Origin of the sequence: Sphingobium sp. YBL2 (genome assembly GCF_000943805.1) — a bacterium.
Classification (GTDB): Bacteria; Pseudomonadota; Alphaproteobacteria; order Sphingomonadales; family Sphingomonadaceae; genus Sphingobium; species Sphingobium fuliginis.
Genome location: NZ_CP010954.1, coordinates 1,927,961 through 1,944,139 on the forward strand (window position 1 = coordinate 1,927,961; position 16,179 = coordinate 1,944,139).

At 63.8% G+C, this 16,179-nt stretch carries 14 protein-coding genes; 10 read left to right on the forward strand and 4 right to left on the reverse strand.

From position 1 onward, the window contains the following. The first annotated feature begins 70 nt into the window (after window positions 1-70). Window positions 71-805, forward strand: coding sequence for an SDR family NAD(P)-dependent oxidoreductase (locus TZ53_RS08865; RefSeq protein ID WP_025549466.1), 735 nt, complete (start codon window positions 71-73; stop codon window positions 803-805). A gap of 90 nt (window positions 806-895) precedes the next feature. Here the strand turns inward: TZ53_RS08865 and TZ53_RS08870 are convergent, their stop codons facing one another. Further along, on the reverse strand, window positions 896-1,648 hold the full coding sequence (locus TZ53_RS08870; protein ID WP_025549467.1) for an SDR family NAD(P)-dependent oxidoreductase: 753 nt from the start codon (window positions 1,646-1,648) through the stop codon (window positions 896-898). Between the two features lie 113 nt (window positions 1,649-1,761). Here TZ53_RS08870 and TZ53_RS08875 point away from each other — a divergent pair, with 113 nt between their 5' ends. The 4 genes from TZ53_RS08875 to TZ53_RS08885 all read left to right on the forward strand — a co-directional run bounded on the left by TZ53_RS08875 (window position 1,762) and on the right by TZ53_RS08885 (window position 4,850). Then, complete coding sequence (locus TZ53_RS08875) at window positions 1,762-2,670, forward strand: LysR family transcriptional regulator (protein ID WP_238320153.1); 909 nt, start codon at window positions 1,762-1,764, stop codon at window positions 2,668-2,670. A gap of 513 nt (window positions 2,671-3,183) precedes the next feature. Continuing rightward, window positions 3,184-3,321: a hypothetical protein gene (locus TZ53_RS26725; protein ID WP_157009796.1), complete on the forward strand. Its 138-nt coding sequence runs from the start codon at window positions 3,184-3,186 to the stop codon at window positions 3,319-3,321. After that, a complete protein-coding gene (locus TZ53_RS08880) occupies window positions 3,311-4,297 on the forward strand; it encodes an ABC transporter substrate-binding protein (RefSeq protein ID WP_025549469.1) in 987 nt (328 codons plus the stop codon). Before TZ53_RS26725 ends, TZ53_RS08880 begins: the two co-directional genes overlap by 11 nt. A 256-nt stretch (window positions 4,298-4,553) precedes the next feature. After that, window positions 4,554-4,850, forward strand: coding sequence for a hypothetical protein (locus TZ53_RS08885; RefSeq protein ID WP_025549470.1), 297 nt, complete (start codon window positions 4,554-4,556; stop codon window positions 4,848-4,850). Window positions 4,851-4,943: 93 nt separating this feature from the next. Here TZ53_RS08885 and TZ53_RS08890 read toward each other — a convergent pair whose 3' ends face one another. Together TZ53_RS08890 and TZ53_RS08895 are read right to left on the reverse strand one after the other, a co-directional pair. Beyond that, window positions 4,944-7,040: a penicillin acylase family protein gene (locus TZ53_RS08890; RefSeq protein WP_025549471.1), complete on the reverse strand. Its 2,097-nt coding sequence runs from the start codon at window positions 7,038-7,040 to the stop codon at window positions 4,944-4,946. A 72-nt stretch (window positions 7,041-7,112) separates the two neighbouring features. Beyond that, window positions 7,113-9,941 carry a TonB-dependent receptor gene (locus TZ53_RS08895; protein WP_025549472.1) on the reverse strand — a complete coding sequence of 943 codons (2,829 nt, stop codon included), beginning with the start codon at window positions 9,939-9,941 and terminating at the stop codon, window positions 7,113-7,115. Between the two features lie 181 nt (window positions 9,942-10,122). Here TZ53_RS08895 and TZ53_RS08900 point away from each other — a divergent pair, with 181 nt between their 5' ends. The 4 genes from TZ53_RS08900 to TZ53_RS08915 are packed head-to-tail and all read left to right on the forward strand — an operon-like array spanning window position 10,123 to window position 14,516. After that, window positions 10,123-10,716, forward strand: coding sequence for an RNA polymerase sigma factor (locus TZ53_RS08900; RefSeq protein WP_082166057.1), 594 nt, complete (start codon window positions 10,123-10,125; stop codon window positions 10,714-10,716). Next, on the forward strand, window positions 10,676-11,647 hold the full coding sequence (locus tag TZ53_RS08905) for a FecR family protein (protein WP_025549474.1): 972 nt from the start codon (window positions 10,676-10,678) through the stop codon (window positions 11,645-11,647). Before TZ53_RS08900 ends, TZ53_RS08905 begins: the two co-directional genes overlap by 41 nt. 38 nt (window positions 11,648-11,685) lie before the next feature. Next, window positions 11,686-12,987, forward strand: a complete 1,302-nt coding sequence (locus TZ53_RS08910; RefSeq protein WP_025549475.1) for an MFS transporter — start codon at window positions 11,686-11,688, stop codon at window positions 12,985-12,987. A 23-nt stretch (window positions 12,988-13,010) separates the two neighbouring features. Continuing rightward, window positions 13,011-14,516 carry a CRTAC1 family protein gene (locus TZ53_RS08915; protein ID WP_025549476.1) on the forward strand — a complete coding sequence of 502 codons (1,506 nt, stop codon included), beginning with the start codon at window positions 13,011-13,013 and terminating at the stop codon, window positions 14,514-14,516. A gap of 31 nt (window positions 14,517-14,547) precedes the next feature. On the opposite strand, the gene TZ53_RS08920 is transcribed toward TZ53_RS08915, so the two are convergent. Continuing rightward, the gene (locus TZ53_RS08920) at window positions 14,548-15,687 is read right to left on the reverse strand and encodes an acyl-CoA dehydrogenase family protein (protein WP_238320154.1); all 1,140 of its coding nucleotides are present in this window, start codon (window positions 15,685-15,687) and stop codon (window positions 14,548-14,550) included. On the opposite strand from TZ53_RS08920, the gene TZ53_RS27130 reads away from it, so the two are divergent. Further along, complete coding sequence (locus tag TZ53_RS27130; RefSeq protein WP_162195979.1) at window positions 15,680-16,015, forward strand: hypothetical protein; 336 nt, start codon at window positions 15,680-15,682, stop codon at window positions 16,013-16,015. The two genes, TZ53_RS08920 and TZ53_RS27130, sit on opposite strands and share 8 nt — an antisense overlap. Window positions 16,016-16,179 lie beyond the last annotated feature (164 nt).

Consider the following 16,179-nt stretch of genomic DNA (forward strand, 5'->3'; position numbering starts at 1 on the left):
AAAAGGTGCATACTTGTCCATAGGAATGTGCCTCGCCAGCTACGCATCACCTGAACAAGGAGACGCGAAGATGAAGAGATTGAATGGCAAGACGGCGGTGGTGACGGGCGGCGCAAGCGGCATCGGTTTCGCCACGGCGCAGCGTTTCGTGGAGGAGGGCGCTTTCGTTTTCCTCTTCGGACGTCGGCAGGAAGCGCTTGATGCGGCCGTCGCCCGGCTTGGCGGGAACGCGGTCGCCGTGCAGGGATCGGTGACGAGCCCTGAGGATCTCGACCGGCTGTTCGCCGCGGTGGAAGCGCGGCGGGGCCAGCTCGACATCGTGGTGGCCAATGCAGGCACCGGCGAGTTGGTGCCTTTGGGCGAAATCACCCCGGAACATTATGACCGCACGTTCGACGTCAATGTGAAGGGCGCGATCTTCACGGTGCAGAAGGCCTTGCCACTGATGCGGGATGGCGGCGCGATCATATTGACCGGCTCGACCACCGGAGAAATGGGAACGCCCAGCTTCAGTGTCTACAGCGCTTCCAAGGCCGCCGTCCGCAATCTGGTAAGGAGCTGGGCGCTGGACCTCAAGGGCACCGGCATTCGCGTGAACGTGCTCTCGCCCGGGCCGACGCTCACCGATCTGGCGCTCGACGTCGTCGGCAGGGAGGCTTTCGAGGCATTGGGTGAAGCAACGCCCCTCGGGCGCCTGGGCGATCCGTCGGAGATTGCGGCCGCCGCGGCGTTCCTCGCGTCGGGAGACAGCAGCTTCATGACCGGCGGCGAGCTGTTCGTCGACGGCGGCCTGGCGCAGATATGAGCGGGCGCCGGGCGTCATCGGGGTCTTGACAGGAACAGGCGCCGACCCCCCCCCCCCCGGGGGGCCGGCGCCGTCCGGCAAGCGGGCCTTTCAGATCTGCACTTGCCCGCCGTCCACGAAAAGTTCGATCCCGTTGATGAAGCTCGCCTCGTCGGAGGCGAGGAACAACACCGCCCTGGCGATTTCCTCCGGCTGTCCGACGCGGCCGGCCGGGATCAGTCCCGCGAGATATTCCTTGGTTCCTTCCGCCTGTTCGCCGCCGCCGAACAGTTCATTGAGGCCGGCGGTCTCGGTCACGCCGGGGCTGACCGCGTTCACGCGGATGCGGCGGTCCTTCAGGTCCAATATCCAGTTGCGGGCGAAATTGCGCACGGCGGCCTTGGTGGCTGAATAGACGCTCAGCGCCGGCGTGCCCGCCACGCTGGTGGTGGAGGCCGTCAGGACGATGGATGCGCCGTCCTTCAGCAAGGGCAAGGCCTTCTGCACGGTGAACAGCGCGCCCTTCACATTGGTGTCGAAGGTCCGCTGATAATGGTCCTCGCTGATCGCGCCCAGCGGGGCGAACTCGCCGCCGCCCGCATTGGCGAAGAGGACGTCGATCTGTGCATGGTCCTGCTGTACCGCGTCGTAGAGCCGGTCGATGTCGGCCAGGTCCGCCATGTCGCCGCGAACCCCCGTCACCCTGCCGCCGATGGACCGGACCGCCGCATCGAGCGCATCCTGACGGCGGCCGGTGATGAACACCGATGCGCCTTCCCCGGCAAAGGCCTTCGCCGTGGCCAGCCCGATGCCGCTCGTGCCGCCCGTGATCACCACCACCTTGTTGTCGAACTTGTCCGTCATCGTCTGTCTCCTTGAGCATTTCGGCAGGATCGCCTTTGCCCGATGGAGATAGATTCGGGACGATAAGGCTTGTAGTCGGCAGAAATGGCACTTAGCGTTCCTTAAGAGGAACGATGATGAAGATTGATCTCAATGACTATGCCTATTTCGCGCAGGTTGTGGCCCATGGCGGTTTCGCGGCGGCCGGCCGCGCCCTGCGCGAACCCAAGTCGAAACTGTCCCGCCGCATCGCCGGTCTGGAGGAGCGTCTGGGGCTTCGGCTGATCGAGCGGTCCAGCCGCCGCTTCCGCGTCACTGACACAGGCCAGTCCTTTTATGAGCGATGCCGCACCATCCTGGCCGAAGTGGAACAGGCCGAAGCACTGGTCATGCAGGCGCAGGCCGAACCCCATGGCCGGGTTCGCTTCAGTTGCCCTAACGGCCTCGTCGAAATCGTCTCGGACCTGGTTCCCGCTTTTCTCCGGCGCTATCCCGGGGTCCGCCTTCAAATCGTCGCGACCGACCGGGCCGTGGACCTGATCGAGGAACGCATCGACGTCGCCCTGCGGGTGCGCACGACGCTGACGGGCGATGCGGCCCTCACCATGCGTTCATTGGGGAAATCGACGCGCATTCTGGTGGGCAGCCCGCAATGGGCGAGCCGCCTTGCCGATATTGCCGGACTGGCCGATCTGCCCTGCCTGGGTACGAGCGATGCCGGCGATGAAAGCGAATGGCATCTGGAAACCGACGACGGGCGTTCGCATTCCATCCGCTTTGCGCCCCGGCTGGGTTGCGAAGACATGCTGGCGGTGCGGAAGGCCGCGGTGGAGGGCCTGGGGATCGCCCTGCTTCCCGACCATATCTGCAATGCCGCGCTGGCGGAGGGGCAGCTTGTGCATATCCTTCCCGCATGGCGCGGCGTGCAAGGGATCGTGCATCTGGTCTTCACGACCCGGCGCGGCCTGCCCCCGGCGGTCAGGGCCTGGATCGACCATCTCGCCGCCGGTTTCCCGCGGGGGATGCTGGCCGCGCAACCGTGATCGCCCTGGCGTTCCGGCTGTTTCCGCCCCGGCGATCCCGCCGCAGAAAATCCCCGCCCCGGCGAGCGGGGCGGGGACCGGTGCGACCCGATTCCTTCGTGACCGCTGGCGCACTAACTTTCCCTGCATCATGCGCAAACAACATGGATTAGGCGGTCCGGCGTCCTCGGCCCTCATGTCGGATTTTTACAATCCGAATCGGGTGGATTGCGCAAGAGCAGCCCTGCGACCCGAAGGGCTTTCATGCCTTTCTCCTTGGCTCGGCGGCTTCGGCTGCCGGGCCAGTTTTTTGGGAGTGCCGGCCCCCTGTCGGTGGTCATGGGGGCATGGGAAAGGGGCGGGCGCTTCCATGACCCATGGTGCGCGCCCGGCTTCCCTCATCGCCGTCTTTGGGTCGCCCGCTCCTTCAAAGGGCACGGTCCTGCGCTAAAGAAATCTAATAGGTCCCCCAGCATTGCTTGTGAGACTAATCTCTACCATTAAAATAGATAATGGCCATTCCATGCCGGAAGGATGAGTATGAAGCCGTTACGTGCCCTGATAGATTCCTGGCTTCGCTTGCGCGATGCCGCCCGCCGCGAATTTCTGCGTGATCCGAATGTGATCCTCTTCGAGCGCGCACCGCAGCAGGAAAGCGCCGGTGGTCGCTGAGGGCTGGTCGCGGCGTGGTTTTCTGGCGGCGGGCGCGGCGTCCGGCCTTTTGCTGGCCGGCTGTGGCGCCGGGCGCGACAGGCCCCGGCTGCGCGCCGCGATCGTCGGCAAGGGCGAGACCGACATGCGGTTGCTGTTCAAGGCCGCTGGCATCCCCCGGCAGGATTTCGACATCCACTATAGCGAGTTCCAGTCGGGACATCTGGTGGTGGAGGCGTTGAACGGCGGGTCGCTGGATTATGGAGGAATGAGCGAGATTCCGCCGATCTTCGCGGCCGCCTCTACGATCCAGAGCTTCCGTCAGATCGCCGTCCTTCACGGCGACGTCAATAATCAGGCGGTTCTGGTGCCCAAGGGATCAAAGGCGCGTTCCATAGCCGACCTGAGGGGCAAGCGCGTCGGTTATGTGCGGGCAACCACCTCGCAATATTTCCTGATCCGGATGCTGGAGGAAGCGGGTCTTGGCTGGGGCGACATCACGCCCGTGGCCATGGGCGTTGCCGACGGCGCGGCGGCCTTTTCCCAAGGCGCGCTGGACGCCTGGGCGATCTATGGCTTTCCGATCCAGCGGGCCATCGCGACCGAGGGTGCGCGGATATTGCGCACCGCTTACGGCATCCTGTCGGGCAACTATCTCGTATGCGCCCATGCCGATGCGCTGGCCGACGCGGAAATGTCCCAGATCATCCGCCAATATCTGGCGCTGGTGCAGCAGGCCTATGGCTGGGCCGTGGCCAATGAAGCCGAATGGGCGGGCATCGTCGCCAGGGACATCGGCGTTCCGCGCGATTATGTGGTGGACCAGTTCCGCCGCAAGAGCGACAGTTACGAACTGCGCCCCGTCACCGATGCGGCCATCGCCTCGCAGCAGCAGGTGGCGGACCTTTTCCTCGCGCAGAAGCTGCTGCCCAAGCCGGTCGATGTCCGACCGCTCTGGGACGCGAGATTTAACGATTCCATACCGAAAAGAGGCTGAAAATCATGGTCCGCCACCCACCCGCCGCCTCAGGCCGCCGGGTGGGAAAGGCCGATCGCGCTCGCCATTCCGGCAGGACGCCAGGGAAGCCGGTGGTCATGCATGAAAAGCAGTAAGGCCGCGACACGGTCGTAAGGCTTCGCGTCGGCATCTCGGCCATTATGCTCCCGCCAAAGCCCGCCACCGCTGCTGCCGGGCACTGGAACATGCAGGCTCTCCGCCAGTTGGCTCCTTTTACGGCTGACAGGAGAGATCCATGATTCCCCAACATATTCCCGACGGCAAGGATCAGGTTGACGGGACTGGCGCGTCCGTGGACGACCTGCCCGCAGCGGGTGGTCGAGACCCGCATGGGGCTGTCGGCAGCGGCTCACATCTCACCCCGGACCGCAAGCCTGACATCAGCACCCCACCCGCAGCGGGCACTGACAATCGGGGCAAGCGGCCGAAGGAGGGCGTTGGCGAAGTCGAAGGCAGCGGTGCAGGCGCGGGCGGCGGCGGGAATCCCGAGGATTTCGACAGCGACACCGCCGGAGGCGGCGCGGCGCAGTAACGGGCCCGCCGCGCCTTGCGTCTGTGCGAAGACATGCCGGATGGCCTGGTCGCGGTCTGACGCAACATATATGTCCCGGCGATCCGGCCACCGTCAAAAGGCGGTCTTCTCCTCCAGATGCTGCTCGACATCCGCGCGATCGATCCACAATGTGCGGAATTTCTTGTCGGCCAGCAGTCGGAGCTGGTCGCTGTTATGCTTGGAGCCCGGCTGGCTGGAATTGCCGTAGCTCATCAGGCCCACCGCCTTCATCGGCGTGCCGAATTCGACCATCGACACCCAGGTTTCGCCGTGGACGGGCGTGCGCTCGCCATTCTTCATCGGCCCCCAGGTGATCGTGCGAAACACGCCGGTGTTGCCGAAGCCTCCATTGGCCGGAAGGTTCACGTCGCCGATATGGAAGCGCGAGACTTCGCCATATGGGCGGTCGACCGCGCCATAGACTTCCCTGGTCTTCGCCACCGCCTGCTTCAGCATGGCGACCGCCGCCGCCGGGGCCTTCAGGCCGCGTGGCGTCTCCAGCGGATCGTCCAGCGTCCATTTGACGGCATAGTTGGATTGATCCGTGAAATTCTTCGGCGCGAAGATAGCGGCCCAGGTCTCGAACAGCAGGGCAGCACGGCTGTCGGGTTCGAAGCGACGGTCCCAACCCTTGAGCAGCGTCACGGCCGTCTGCACATCGGGATCGGCGGAGGCCGACGCGGCGGCCAGCAGATCGGGCAGCAAGCGTTCCGCCATCAGCGATGTCGTCGTCACCTTGCGCGCCACGAAATCCTCGAAGCCGATCTTGTCCGTACTGCTCATCAGCTTGACCGACATCTGCGCACGCTGGCTCATCGGTCCCACCGGCGCGACATAGGCGGGGAAATCCCTGGGATCGAGCGCACGGGGCCAGGTGGCCAGCCATGGCGGATCATTGGCGTTCTGCACGAAGCCGCTGGCGGGATCGAGCACCTTGGGCATGTCGTCATAGCTGTGGACATCCTTCCACAGCGTTGCGGAGGTGTCGCCGGGAACGGGCGCGGACCAATAGCTGAGGTCGCCGTTCGCATGTCTGGGCAACAGGCCGTTGTCGAGATAGAGGATATGGCCCGCACGGTCGGCATAGATGATGTTGAACATCACCACCTGCATCTTGCGCAGCGCCTTTTCGAAGCCGGCCCAGTTTCGCGCCTTCCCCATTTCGAGATATTGCTGGAGCACGCCGGGGCGGTCCAGCCCGGCCACCTTGAGCGCGATGGTCGTTTTGCCGTCGGGCAGGGTGAAGACCGGGCCCTGCACGGCGCTCTTCTGTTCGAAGCTGACGGTTTTCAGCGATCCGTCCGCCTGTTTCACCTTGTAGCTTTTCGTGACCGACCTGAACGGCAGAACCTTCCCGTCGAAGCGATAGCCGCTGCCTTCCAGCGTCAGCCTGTAGCTGGTGAAGCCCTGCATCGTATTGACGGTGTTGGTGAAGCCCAGGTCATTGTTGAAGCCGAAGCGCAGCACGGGCAGCCCCACTTGCGTGGCGCCATAAATGGTAAGGCCCGGCGCATTGATCTGCGCCTCATAATAAGTGAGCTGGCTTGGCGCCCAGGGCAGATGCGGATTGGCGAGCAGCATCGCCTTGCCGCTCGCCGAGCGGGACGGCGCAACAGCCCAGGCGTTCGATCCGCCCGCTTCGTTGATCGATGGATCGCTCAACACCTTCCGGTCGGATGCGATATAGCCGAAGTTCATCAGCCTTTGCGCATGACCGATGATGTCCACCCCGGTCAAGGGGAGCACGACCTTGACCTCCGGCGCGATCCTGTCGGGATGCGCGGCGGCATAGGCATTCACCCCGGCGGCGAAAGCGTCGAGGTTCTTCCGCATCTGCGGGGTCTGCTGCCTGAACCATGATTTCGACCGTTCGGGAACGTCGTTGGCGATCAGCCATTTATCCTGGCTCTCATATTTCGCCCCCCAATATTCCGCGGCCCGGGCGCGGCTTTCGCCATACATGCGCAGCAGCAGATTGCCGTGGCTTTGCGCCTGGGCATAGCCGAAACCGTAGAAGCCGCCTTCTTCCGTCCTGGCATAGATGTGCGGCACGCCGAAGCTGTCCCACAAAATCTCGCCCCCGCCCCATTTGGCCGAAGGGGCGGCGACGGAGGCAGTCATTGCGGAGGAAGCGGCCAGCGCCGCCAGCCAGATCGTCATGTGGCGCATCGCCATCATCTCCTGTCATCGCGGAAAATGCGCCGCCTCTGTGGGAAGGCGGCGCATCAGTGTCCTGGTGGGTTAGAAGTTCAGTCCGACACGGGCATAATAGAACCCGCCGGTGAAGCCGATGGGCGAAGTGCCGGGATAGGCGCCCTGGCCCAGCGTGGCGCTGATCTGCCCGGTTTCGTCGGGATAGACGTTGAACAGGTTGTTCGCGCCGACGGCCAGGTTGACCAGCGGCGTGACCTGCCAGCCCAGTTCCATGTCCGTGATCCACTTCGCGCCATAGCTGCGGTCGTTCGGATAGGTCGTGACGCCGCCGCTGGTCACGCCGTTCTGCAACACCTGGAACTTCCCGAAGCGCGTCAGGCGGGAGGAGAGCGTGAAATCGCCCAGCGTCGCGAGATTGCTGATCGACAGCTTCGTGCGCGGCAGGTTGGTCGTCATATTGCTGCGCCGGGCGCGGTCGAACAGTTCGAAGCTGATCGTGCTGAGTTCCGACGGGTTGTCGATGATGTCGGTGATCCTGGTCTTGTTGTAGTTGTAGCCAAGGTTCCACTGCATGGCGAGCGCATCGAACAGGTTGTGTTTGTATGAGGCGACGATGTCGATGCCGCGAGTCCGGGTATCGATGGCATTGGTATAATATTGGGCCGACAGGGTATTGGCCTGCGATGCGGGAATACCGCTGGCGATCAGGATGTTGGAAACCGCCGTGCCGGTCAGCGTGCTGGTGATGGTGATGCGGTCGTCGACGTCGATCTGATAGGCGTCGATCGTCAGGTTGAAGTTCGGCAAGGGGGTCAGCACAACGCCGCCCGATATGTTGAACGATTTTTCGGGCTTCAGCGGCTTGGCGCCCAGCGCGACCGCCGCCGGATCGTCCACCGCCAGCGTCTTGATCTGAAGCAGGACGTTGTTCACGCCGTTGACGGTGCGGAACTGGTTGGTCGTCTGGGTATAGATCTGCTGCGCCACCGCCGGCGCGCGGAAGCCGGTATTCGCCGCTGCGCGCAGGGCGATCCACGGTGCGATGGCATAACGGCCGTTCACCTTCCAGATCAGCGTATTGCCGCTGCCGTCGTCATAATGCTCGAACCGGGCAGCCGCGCCGATGGTGATGTCCTTGCTGGGGTCCCAGGCGACATCGCCATAGACGGCATAGTTGTCGCGCGACATATAGGCGGCGTCGCTGGGCTGGAAGCCGGCGGAACTCTGCGCGCCGGGCGTCATGCCCGACGAGATGAAGGTGCCGACCGCATAGCTTGCCGGATCGCCCGCGAAGGTCTGGTAGCGCTCGTGCCGCTGCTGCGCGCCGGCCGACACCTGGAGGTTGCCGCCGCCGACGTCGAAGCCGCGCGTCAGGTCGAGCGAGGTGACGAACTCCGACGACTTCAGCGTGCCGATGTAGAATTCGGTGGGGCTGAGCGCGCCCAGCGTGGGATTGACCGTGCCTTCGGAAGACTGGCGGGCGCGGTTGCGGCCGTAGCCGGTGGAAAAGTCCCAGTCCCATCCGGACAGTTCACCCTTGGCGCCGACGGTGAATTCGAAATCCTCCTCGTCGATCATGACGTGCGGGCGATAGCCATTGGGGTAGATCGCCATCACATTGTTGACGTCCTTGGGATAGCGGTAGGAATACCACAGATCCGACCGCCGCTGGCTGTAGGTGCCGAAGGCATAGAGCTGGACGCCGCCAAGGTTGTAGCCGGCGTTGAGCGCGGTATTGATGCTGCGGGAGGGCATGACGCCGAAGCTGGTGGTCACGATCCGCTCCTTGTCCACGGCTGCGGCATCGCGCGGGTCGAGCTGGCCGCCGATCAGCGGATAGAGGCAGGTGGTCGTCGCCGTCACCGAACAGTCGGCCAGCGGCAGCGCCCGGTTCGACATCTCCTGCTTCTTGAGGTTGAGGGAGAGGTTGGCGAAGCCGCTGTCGCCCAGCTTCATGCCGAAGTTCAGGTCCGCCTGGTACAGTTCGCCGTCGGAACGGTCGAAATTCTGGCCGGCGGTGACGTTCGCGGAACCGCCCTTGGCGTCGTCCTTCAGGATGATGTTGATGACGCCCGCAATGGCGTCGGAGCCATATTGCGCCGCCGCGCCGTCGCGCAGCACCTCGATATGATCGACGGCGGATGTCGGGATCATGTCGAGGTCGGAAGGGACCGATCCGTTGTAGAGGGTGGATACCGCGTTGATGAGCGAGGTCTTGTGGCGGCGCTTGCCGTTGACGAGGATCAGCGCCTGATCGGGATTGAGACCGCGCAGACCGCCGGTCGCGATGACCGTGGACGTCGCGCCGCCGGCCCGCACCGGCAGGTTGAAGGATGGCACCAGCGTGTTCAGCGCCTGGAAGACGCCGGCCTTGCCCGTCCGCGTCAGGTCCGCGCCGGAAATGACGTCGATCGGCGTCGGGCTGTCGGTGACGGTGCGCGCCTGCCCGCGCGATCCGGTGACGACGATGGCGGGACCGTCGGGTTCTTCGGTGCTCGTGGCGCCGGCTTGAGGGGCAGGGCCTGCGCCGGCCGACTGAACGGCGAAGGGCAGGGCGGTGACGCCCAGGCTGGCGACCTCTACCGCGCGTGTCTTCTGCGCCCGGGCGCTCAGCGCCAGCGCCATGACATTGTTGTTCGACAATGTGATCTTCAGACCCGACCCCGCGATCAGCCGCTGGAGCGCGACGTCGGGCGCCATCTTGCCATTCACCGACTGGGCGTGCAGCCCGGCAACCTGATCATAGGGAAAGAGAAGCTGGATGCCCGACTGCTTGGCAAAGAGCGTCAGCGCGGTCTGCATCGATTGGGCCGGGATCTTGAACTGCGTCGGTTCGGCGGCGGCCGCCGACTGCGCGCTCCATGCAATGAGCGCCGCCGTTGCGCACAACGACAGGTTCCGAAAATTCTGCGTCATCGTACCCCCTGTGAAAATTTGCATTGTCAGTGGTGGATACGGAGGCCGATCGCGTTTCTGCTAACGACGCTTGAAAATATCTCATTTTCGTGACGTCGAGGCTCATTCTATCGAATGAAGACCGCTGCGCCGCCAAAGAGACGAAAGCGTAGGGAGGTATCGACAGGAACAGGGGACAAGCGTGGACGTGGAATCGATCAGGGCGAGGCTGGATTGGTTCAAGCAGGCCATCCTGCCGCATGAGGGCGCCTTGCGTTCGCGGCTGCGCAGGGTCGTATCGCGCAGCCACGATGTCGACGATCTTGTCGCGGAATGCATGACCCGCGCCTATGCGAGCGGCGACATCCACCGCGCGCATAGCGGAAAGGCCTTTCTGTTCCAGATCGCGCGCAACCTTCTGATCGACGAGGCCAGGCGGGAAAAGATCGTCTCGCTCGAACTGGTGGCCGAACTCGACGTGCTGCAGGCCGACAATTCGACGGAGGAAGCGCTGCAGGCGCGTGACGAACTGCGTCATCTGCAGGCCATTCTGGACACGCTGCCGCCGCAATGCCGCCGGGCCTTCATCCTGCGCCGCGTGCACGGGAAATCGGTCAAGGACATAGCAGAGGAAATGGAGCTATCCGTCTTTACCGTAGACAAGCATTTGACGCGGGCGGCCGTGAAGATAATGCAGGCTATCGGGCAGTTTGAGGGTTCTGGATTTGGCTGGTCGCTACAGAAGCGCGGAGGACATGCAGGCGATCGAGGCCGAAGCGGCTCGTCTGTACCTTAAGGCGCGGGCAAGCGACGCCGCGGAAGACTGGGACCAGGCCTATGCGTGGGTGGCGCAGGATCCCGCTCACGGCTTCGCCTTCGCCAAGGCGGAGGCGGGCTGGGAACTGACCGGCCGGTTGCAGGAGCTGCCTGTCGGCGGGGACGATCAACCGGCCCCCGTCCCATCGGTTTCTGGCGCCGAGGACGCCGCCGTCCCGCTGATCGGGCGGCGGGGCCTGCTCGTCGGCCTTGCCGCTGCCGCCGCATCGATAGGGGTGGCGGCGACAGTGACGCTCAGGTTGCTGGGTGCGGTCGACCGCTATCGCACGGCGCTGGGCGAGACCCGCACGGTCAAGCTGGCGGACGGATCGCTGGTTCACCTCAATACCAACAGCTCGGTCGAGGTCGCCCTGCGGGACGACATCCGGTCGATCAAATTGCTGAAGGGGGAGGCGCGCTTCGATGTCGCCCACGACGCCAGGCGGCCTTTCATCGTCAATGCCGACGGCACGCTGGTCCGTGCGGTGGGAACCATGTTCAACGTGCGCCTGCGTCCCGACGTCACCGAATTGACGGTGATCGAGGGCATGGTGGCGGTGCGCAACGGAGGCTCCGCCGTCCGCAGGATCGGCAGCGGACGCAGCGCCGCCGTGCGCAGCGGCAGCATTGCCGTCACCCATCTCGAGCCGGCCAAGATGAAGCAGCGGATCGCCTGGCAGGAAGGCATGGTCGAATTCGATGGCGATACGCTGGCGCAGGCGGTGGAGGAGTTCAACCGCTACCGCTCCAACCCCATGGTGATTGGCGATCCCGCCATTGCCAGCCTGCGGATCGGCGGCGCCTTCCGGCTGGACCGGTCGCAGGATTTCGTCCAGGCGCTGGAGAGCGGCTTCGGCGTGCGCGCCGTCCCCGGCAGCGACAGTTCGATTATATTGGTGTCCGCCGAATAGCATTAGCAGAAGGCGGCGGGCCGTCCGTATCAGCAGGGATGGAACATGTTTCGTCTCTCCAGCCGGCCAGCCTGTCCAGGCAGGACCGCCTGCGCTCCATCCTGGGCGGGTCGATCGGCAATCTGATCGAATGGTATGACTGGTACGTCTATTCTGCCTTCACCCTCTATTTCGCCCCCGTCTTCTTTCCTTCGGACGACAGCACCGCGCAACTGCTGAACGCGGCGGCGATCTTTGCCGTGGGCTTTCTGATGCGCCCCATCGGCGCCTGGATCATGGGCATCTATGCCGACCGAAGGGGCCGGAAGGCAGGTCTGACCCTGTCGGTCATGCTGATGGCGGGCGGTTCGCTGATGATCGCGGCGATCCCCGGCTATGCGTCGATCGGCGTGATGGCGCCGCTGCTGCTGCTGTTCGCGCGCCTGATGCAGGGGCTGTCGATCGGCGGAGAATATGGCGCCAGCGCGACCTATCTTTCCGAAATGGCGCAGCAGCGGCAGCGCGGCTTCTTCTCCAGCTTCCAATATGTGACGCTGATCGCGGGGCAGTTGCTGGCCCTGTGCGTGCTGTTGCTGCTCCAGCTTGCCCTGACGGAACATCAGCTCGAAAGCTGGGGCTGGCGCGTGCCCTTCGTCATTGGCGGGCTGATGGCGGTGGGCGTCTATCGCCTGCGCCGGGGCCTCAGGGAAACCGAGGCGTTCGAGCAGAGCGCGGCGGTGGAGGAGCAGCCGCGATCGAGCGGATGGAACCTCATTCGCCGCCATCCCCGCGAAGTGCTGCTGGTGATGGCGCTGACGGCGGGCGGTACGCTCGCCTTCTACGCCTACAGCACCTATATGCAGAAGTTCCTGGTGAACAGCGCCGGCTTCGGCCGGCAGACGGCGACCGCCATCATGGCCTCGGCCCTGTTCATCTACATGCTGCTGCAACCCATGGCCGGATGGCTTTCCGACCGGATCGGGCGAAAGCCTTTGCTGATCGGCTTCGGGGCGGGCGGCGTGCTGTTCACCACGATGATCTTCACGACGCTGGAAACGGTGACCTCCTCTTTCAGCGCCTTCCTGCTGGTGCTGGCGGGACTGGTCATCGTCACCGGCTATACCTCGATCAACGCGATCGTGAAGGCGGAACTGTTCCCGGCCAATATCCGCGCACTGGGCGTCGCGCTGCCCTATGCGCTGGCGAACACATTGTTCGGCGGCACGGCCGAATATGCCGCGCTCTGGCTGAAACATGCCGGAATGGAGGGCGGCTTCTACTGGTATGTCACCGCCATGATCGGGGTCTCGCTGATCGTCTATCTGCGCATGCCCGATACCCGCAACACCAGCCGCATCTAGCTGTGGAAAGAAGGGGGAGCCCCATGAAGACCAAGATCCCGTCCCTGTGCCATATCCTGCCGGCGATGCTGCTCTGCCAGCCCGCCGTCGCCCAAGACGCGGCGCCGGCGGAACCGCCGTTCACCTCCGTCCAGACCGCCGATTTCGCCATTGCCGGTTCGCTGTCCAACAGTTGGGCGGATTTCGACAATGACGGCGATCTCGACCTGGCCGTATCGTTGAAGGGCGGCGACATCCGTCTATACCGCAACGACAAAGGCCGCTTCGTGAATGTCGGACCGGAATTGGGCCTGCCGACCTCCGGCCCGGAAATGCGGGGCGTCGCATGGGGCGATTATGATGGCGACGGGTGGATCGACCTGCTGGGCGGGGCCACCATGCCGGGCGATCTGAGCCTTGTCTTCCACAATGAGGGCGGGCGGAAATTCACCAATGTCGCCCCGGAACTGGGCCTTACCATCCCCAACCGTTCAGCGCGTCAGACGAGCTGGGTCGATTATGACAATGACGGCGACCTCGACGTCTATGCGGCCAACCGCATCGGTCCCAACAGCCTGTTCCGCAACGATGGCGGCAGGTTCGTGCAGGTTTCGCAGGGTGCGGGCATATCCGACCCGCGGCCGACGGTGGGCGCCTGCTGGTTCGACTATGATCGCGACGGTTTTCTCGACGTCTTCCTCGCCAACCAGTCGGGCGCGGCGGACGCGCTCTGGCGCAACAATGGCGACGGCAGCTTCACCGACGTCGCCCCGCAACTGGGCATGGACAATCCGGGCCGGTCGAAGGAGGAAGGCGGGGTCGGCTGCGCCGTCGGCGACTATGACAATGACGGCTTTCTCGACCTGTTCGTGCCCAATTACGGCATCAATACGCTCTATCATAATAATGGCGATGGCAGCTTCACCAATGTCGCGAAGGAATTGGGTGTCGCCATCGACAATCACGCCGTCGGCGCCGCCTGGGGCGACTATGACAATGACGGCTTCATCGACCTTTATGTCACGTCCTACCACGGCCCGCGCGATCAGCAGCAGCCCAGGGACAGCCTGTTCCACAATGAAGGCGGCAGGGGCTTCCGCCAGGTCCTGACAGAAAAGTCCAGGCTGAACGTCGGGGACCATGGGGTGCAGTGGGTCGATTATGACCGGGATGGAGCGCTCGATCTCTCTGTCATGCGCGGCTATACCAGCCAGGGCGGACATTTCCTGTTCCACAATGATCTGGATCGCGCGGCGGCCAAGCGCAGCCTGTCCGTCACGCTACTCGATGCGAAGGGGTGCTTTACCCGCATGGGGGCGGAAGTGCGCCTGTATGACAAGGCGGGCAAGATCCTCGCCACGCGCCAGCTTTCGACCGGCGACGGCTATAATTCGGAAAATGCGGCGCCCCTGCATTTCGGCCTGAAGTCGATGGAAGCGGTGAAGGTGGAAGTCACCTGGATGGCTCGCGAGGGGCGCAAGGTCCAGACGCTGCGTAACGTAAATCCGGCGCGCTATCTGGGCAAATCTCTCGTGATCAGGGAACGGTAGCGCATGACCGTTCCGGAAGGGCGATGGGGCGTCACCTATCGCCCTTCCGCGGCGACGCCTGTCGGCTGAAACCGGCGCGTCCGGCAGAAGTCAGGATCGAATCGTTCTGCGGGGCATGGGCGCGGCTGCACAGCACGTCGCGATAATGGCGCTCAAGCGGATTGTTGCGGGTAAGCCCGGGATTGCCGGTGGCCTCCACCGCCAGCGCGACGGCATCGATGGCGTTGCCGGTGATGAGATATTTGAGGAGTTGCGCGTCCGACGCGGAAGGCGGCGACCCTTCATCGGTACGGCGGATCAGGTCCTGCAGCAATATCCTGTTGTTCAGCAGAAGCGCGTCCATGCGGCCCAGCAGTTCCTGATAACGATAAAGGGAGGATAGGGGCGCCCCCAGATTTGTCGGTATGCGGCTGCTCGCAAATTCCGCAAACCAGTTGCGCCCTTGTTGCGCCACCGCGTCGTAGAGGCTGCCCAGCAGGCCGACCATCCATGCGAGCTGGAGCGAATTATCCTCGTTCCATTCCTCCGGCCGCCGCAAGTCGACGGCGTGGTCGAACGGAATCGCCACATCGGTCAGGATGACGTCGTGGCTGCCGCTTGCGCGCATCCCCGCATGATTCCAGGTTTCCTCTATGCGTATGCCCGGGCTGCCTGCCGGCACGAGGAAGTAGCCGACAAGCGGATCGTCGCCCTCGGTACGGCCCCAGACGATCATGTAGCTCAGGATCGGGCTTCCGGTGGAAAAGAGCTTGTGACCGGAAATCCGCCAGCCTTCCCCGTCGCGCTTCCCCGTGGTGGCCGGCAGGCCGCCGCGCGTGGGCGTGCCCAGTTCCGGCTCAACACGCAATGCATTGGAAAGCGCCCCCCGCGATACTGCTTCGGCCTCGACACGGCGGCGCAGATGTGCGGGCCAGCGGTCCTTGCCGCGCACGCCGGCGTGGGTCAGATACTGCATGATGAGGACCAGCGCCGTTGAAGGGTCCCCCTTCGCAATCTCCCGCACGACTCGGCTGGTCTCCGCAAGGTCCGCGCCCCGGCCACCTCTTTCGGGCGCAATCGTCAGCGCCAATAATCCATGCTCATGCAAGGCGGCGAAATTTGCAAAGGGAAAGGAAGCGTCGCGATCATGATCGGCGGCGGTTGCAGCGAAACGCTCGCGCAAAATGGCCAAAACTTCGTCCGGGACAGGAGTGGGCCGCAAGTCGGATGCTGTCGCCATTATTTCCCCAGCGCTATATCAAAAAAGGACCGATTGCCGATGGCTGATCGACGTCTTTCCTCGCCGCTTCCGCCCGCTGCCGGAACTCGACAACATCTCCGATCAGGCGAGCGATCAACCCTGTCGAGCCACCATGAAAGCCAATGGACGCAACAAAAGGGCGCGTCAATTTTATATCATAAATCCCAATATCGCATTTTCTCATTGGGGCAGGCGCCTGATGTTCCCCACCGGCTTCTCCTCCAGCCATAATCGGAATCCCCATGAAGTGTCGCCCTGAATTCGGTCGCCCCCGGTGAGCCATTAAATTCTCGAGTTCATGCTTGAGAAAAATTCAGATGTGAGCGCGGGCAGCCAGGTATATTCCCTATGCCGATCCTTGAGCCTGCCATGCCGACATCGGCTTTGGAGGCAGGAACATCTTGGCTGGAGCAAGCGAGCATG

What these genes read in the sequence shown, in the direction of transcription:
- TZ53_RS08885 (WP_025549470.1), top strand. Translation starts at nt 4,554, where the DNA reads ATGATTCCCCAACATATTCCCGACGGCAAGGATCAGGTTGACGGGACT.
- TZ53_RS08875 (WP_238320153.1), top strand. Translation starts at nt 1,762, where the DNA reads ATGATGAAGATTGATCTCAATGACTATGCCTATTTCGCGCAGGTTGTG.
- TZ53_RS08905 (WP_025549474.1), top strand. Translation starts at nt 10,676, where the DNA reads ATGCAGGCGATCGAGGCCGAAGCGGCTCGTCTGTACCTTAAGGCGCGG.
- TZ53_RS27130 (WP_162195979.1), top strand. Translation starts at nt 15,680, where the DNA reads ATGGCCAAAACTTCGTCCGGGACAGGAGTGGGCCGCAAGTCGGATGCT.
- TZ53_RS26725 (WP_157009796.1), top strand. Translation starts at nt 3,184, where the DNA reads ATGAGTATGAAGCCGTTACGTGCCCTGATAGATTCCTGGCTTCGCTTG.
- TZ53_RS08870 (WP_025549467.1), bottom strand. Translation starts at nt 1,648, where the DNA reads ATGACGGACAAGTTCGACAACAAGGTGGTGGTGATCACGGGCGGCACG.
- TZ53_RS08915 (WP_025549476.1), top strand. Translation starts at nt 13,011, where the DNA reads ATGAAGACCAAGATCCCGTCCCTGTGCCATATCCTGCCGGCGATGCTG.
- TZ53_RS08895 (WP_025549472.1), bottom strand. Translation starts at nt 9,941, where the DNA reads ATGACGCAGAATTTTCGGAACCTGTCGTTGTGCGCAACGGCGGCGCTC.
- TZ53_RS08865 (WP_025549466.1), top strand. Translation starts at nt 71, where the DNA reads ATGAAGAGATTGAATGGCAAGACGGCGGTGGTGACGGGCGGCGCAAGC.
- TZ53_RS08910 (WP_025549475.1), top strand. Translation starts at nt 11,686, where the DNA reads ATGGAACATGTTTCGTCTCTCCAGCCGGCCAGCCTGTCCAGGCAGGAC.
- TZ53_RS08890 (WP_025549471.1), bottom strand. Translation starts at nt 7,040, where the DNA reads ATGCGCCACATGACGATCTGGCTGGCGGCGCTGGCCGCTTCCTCCGCA.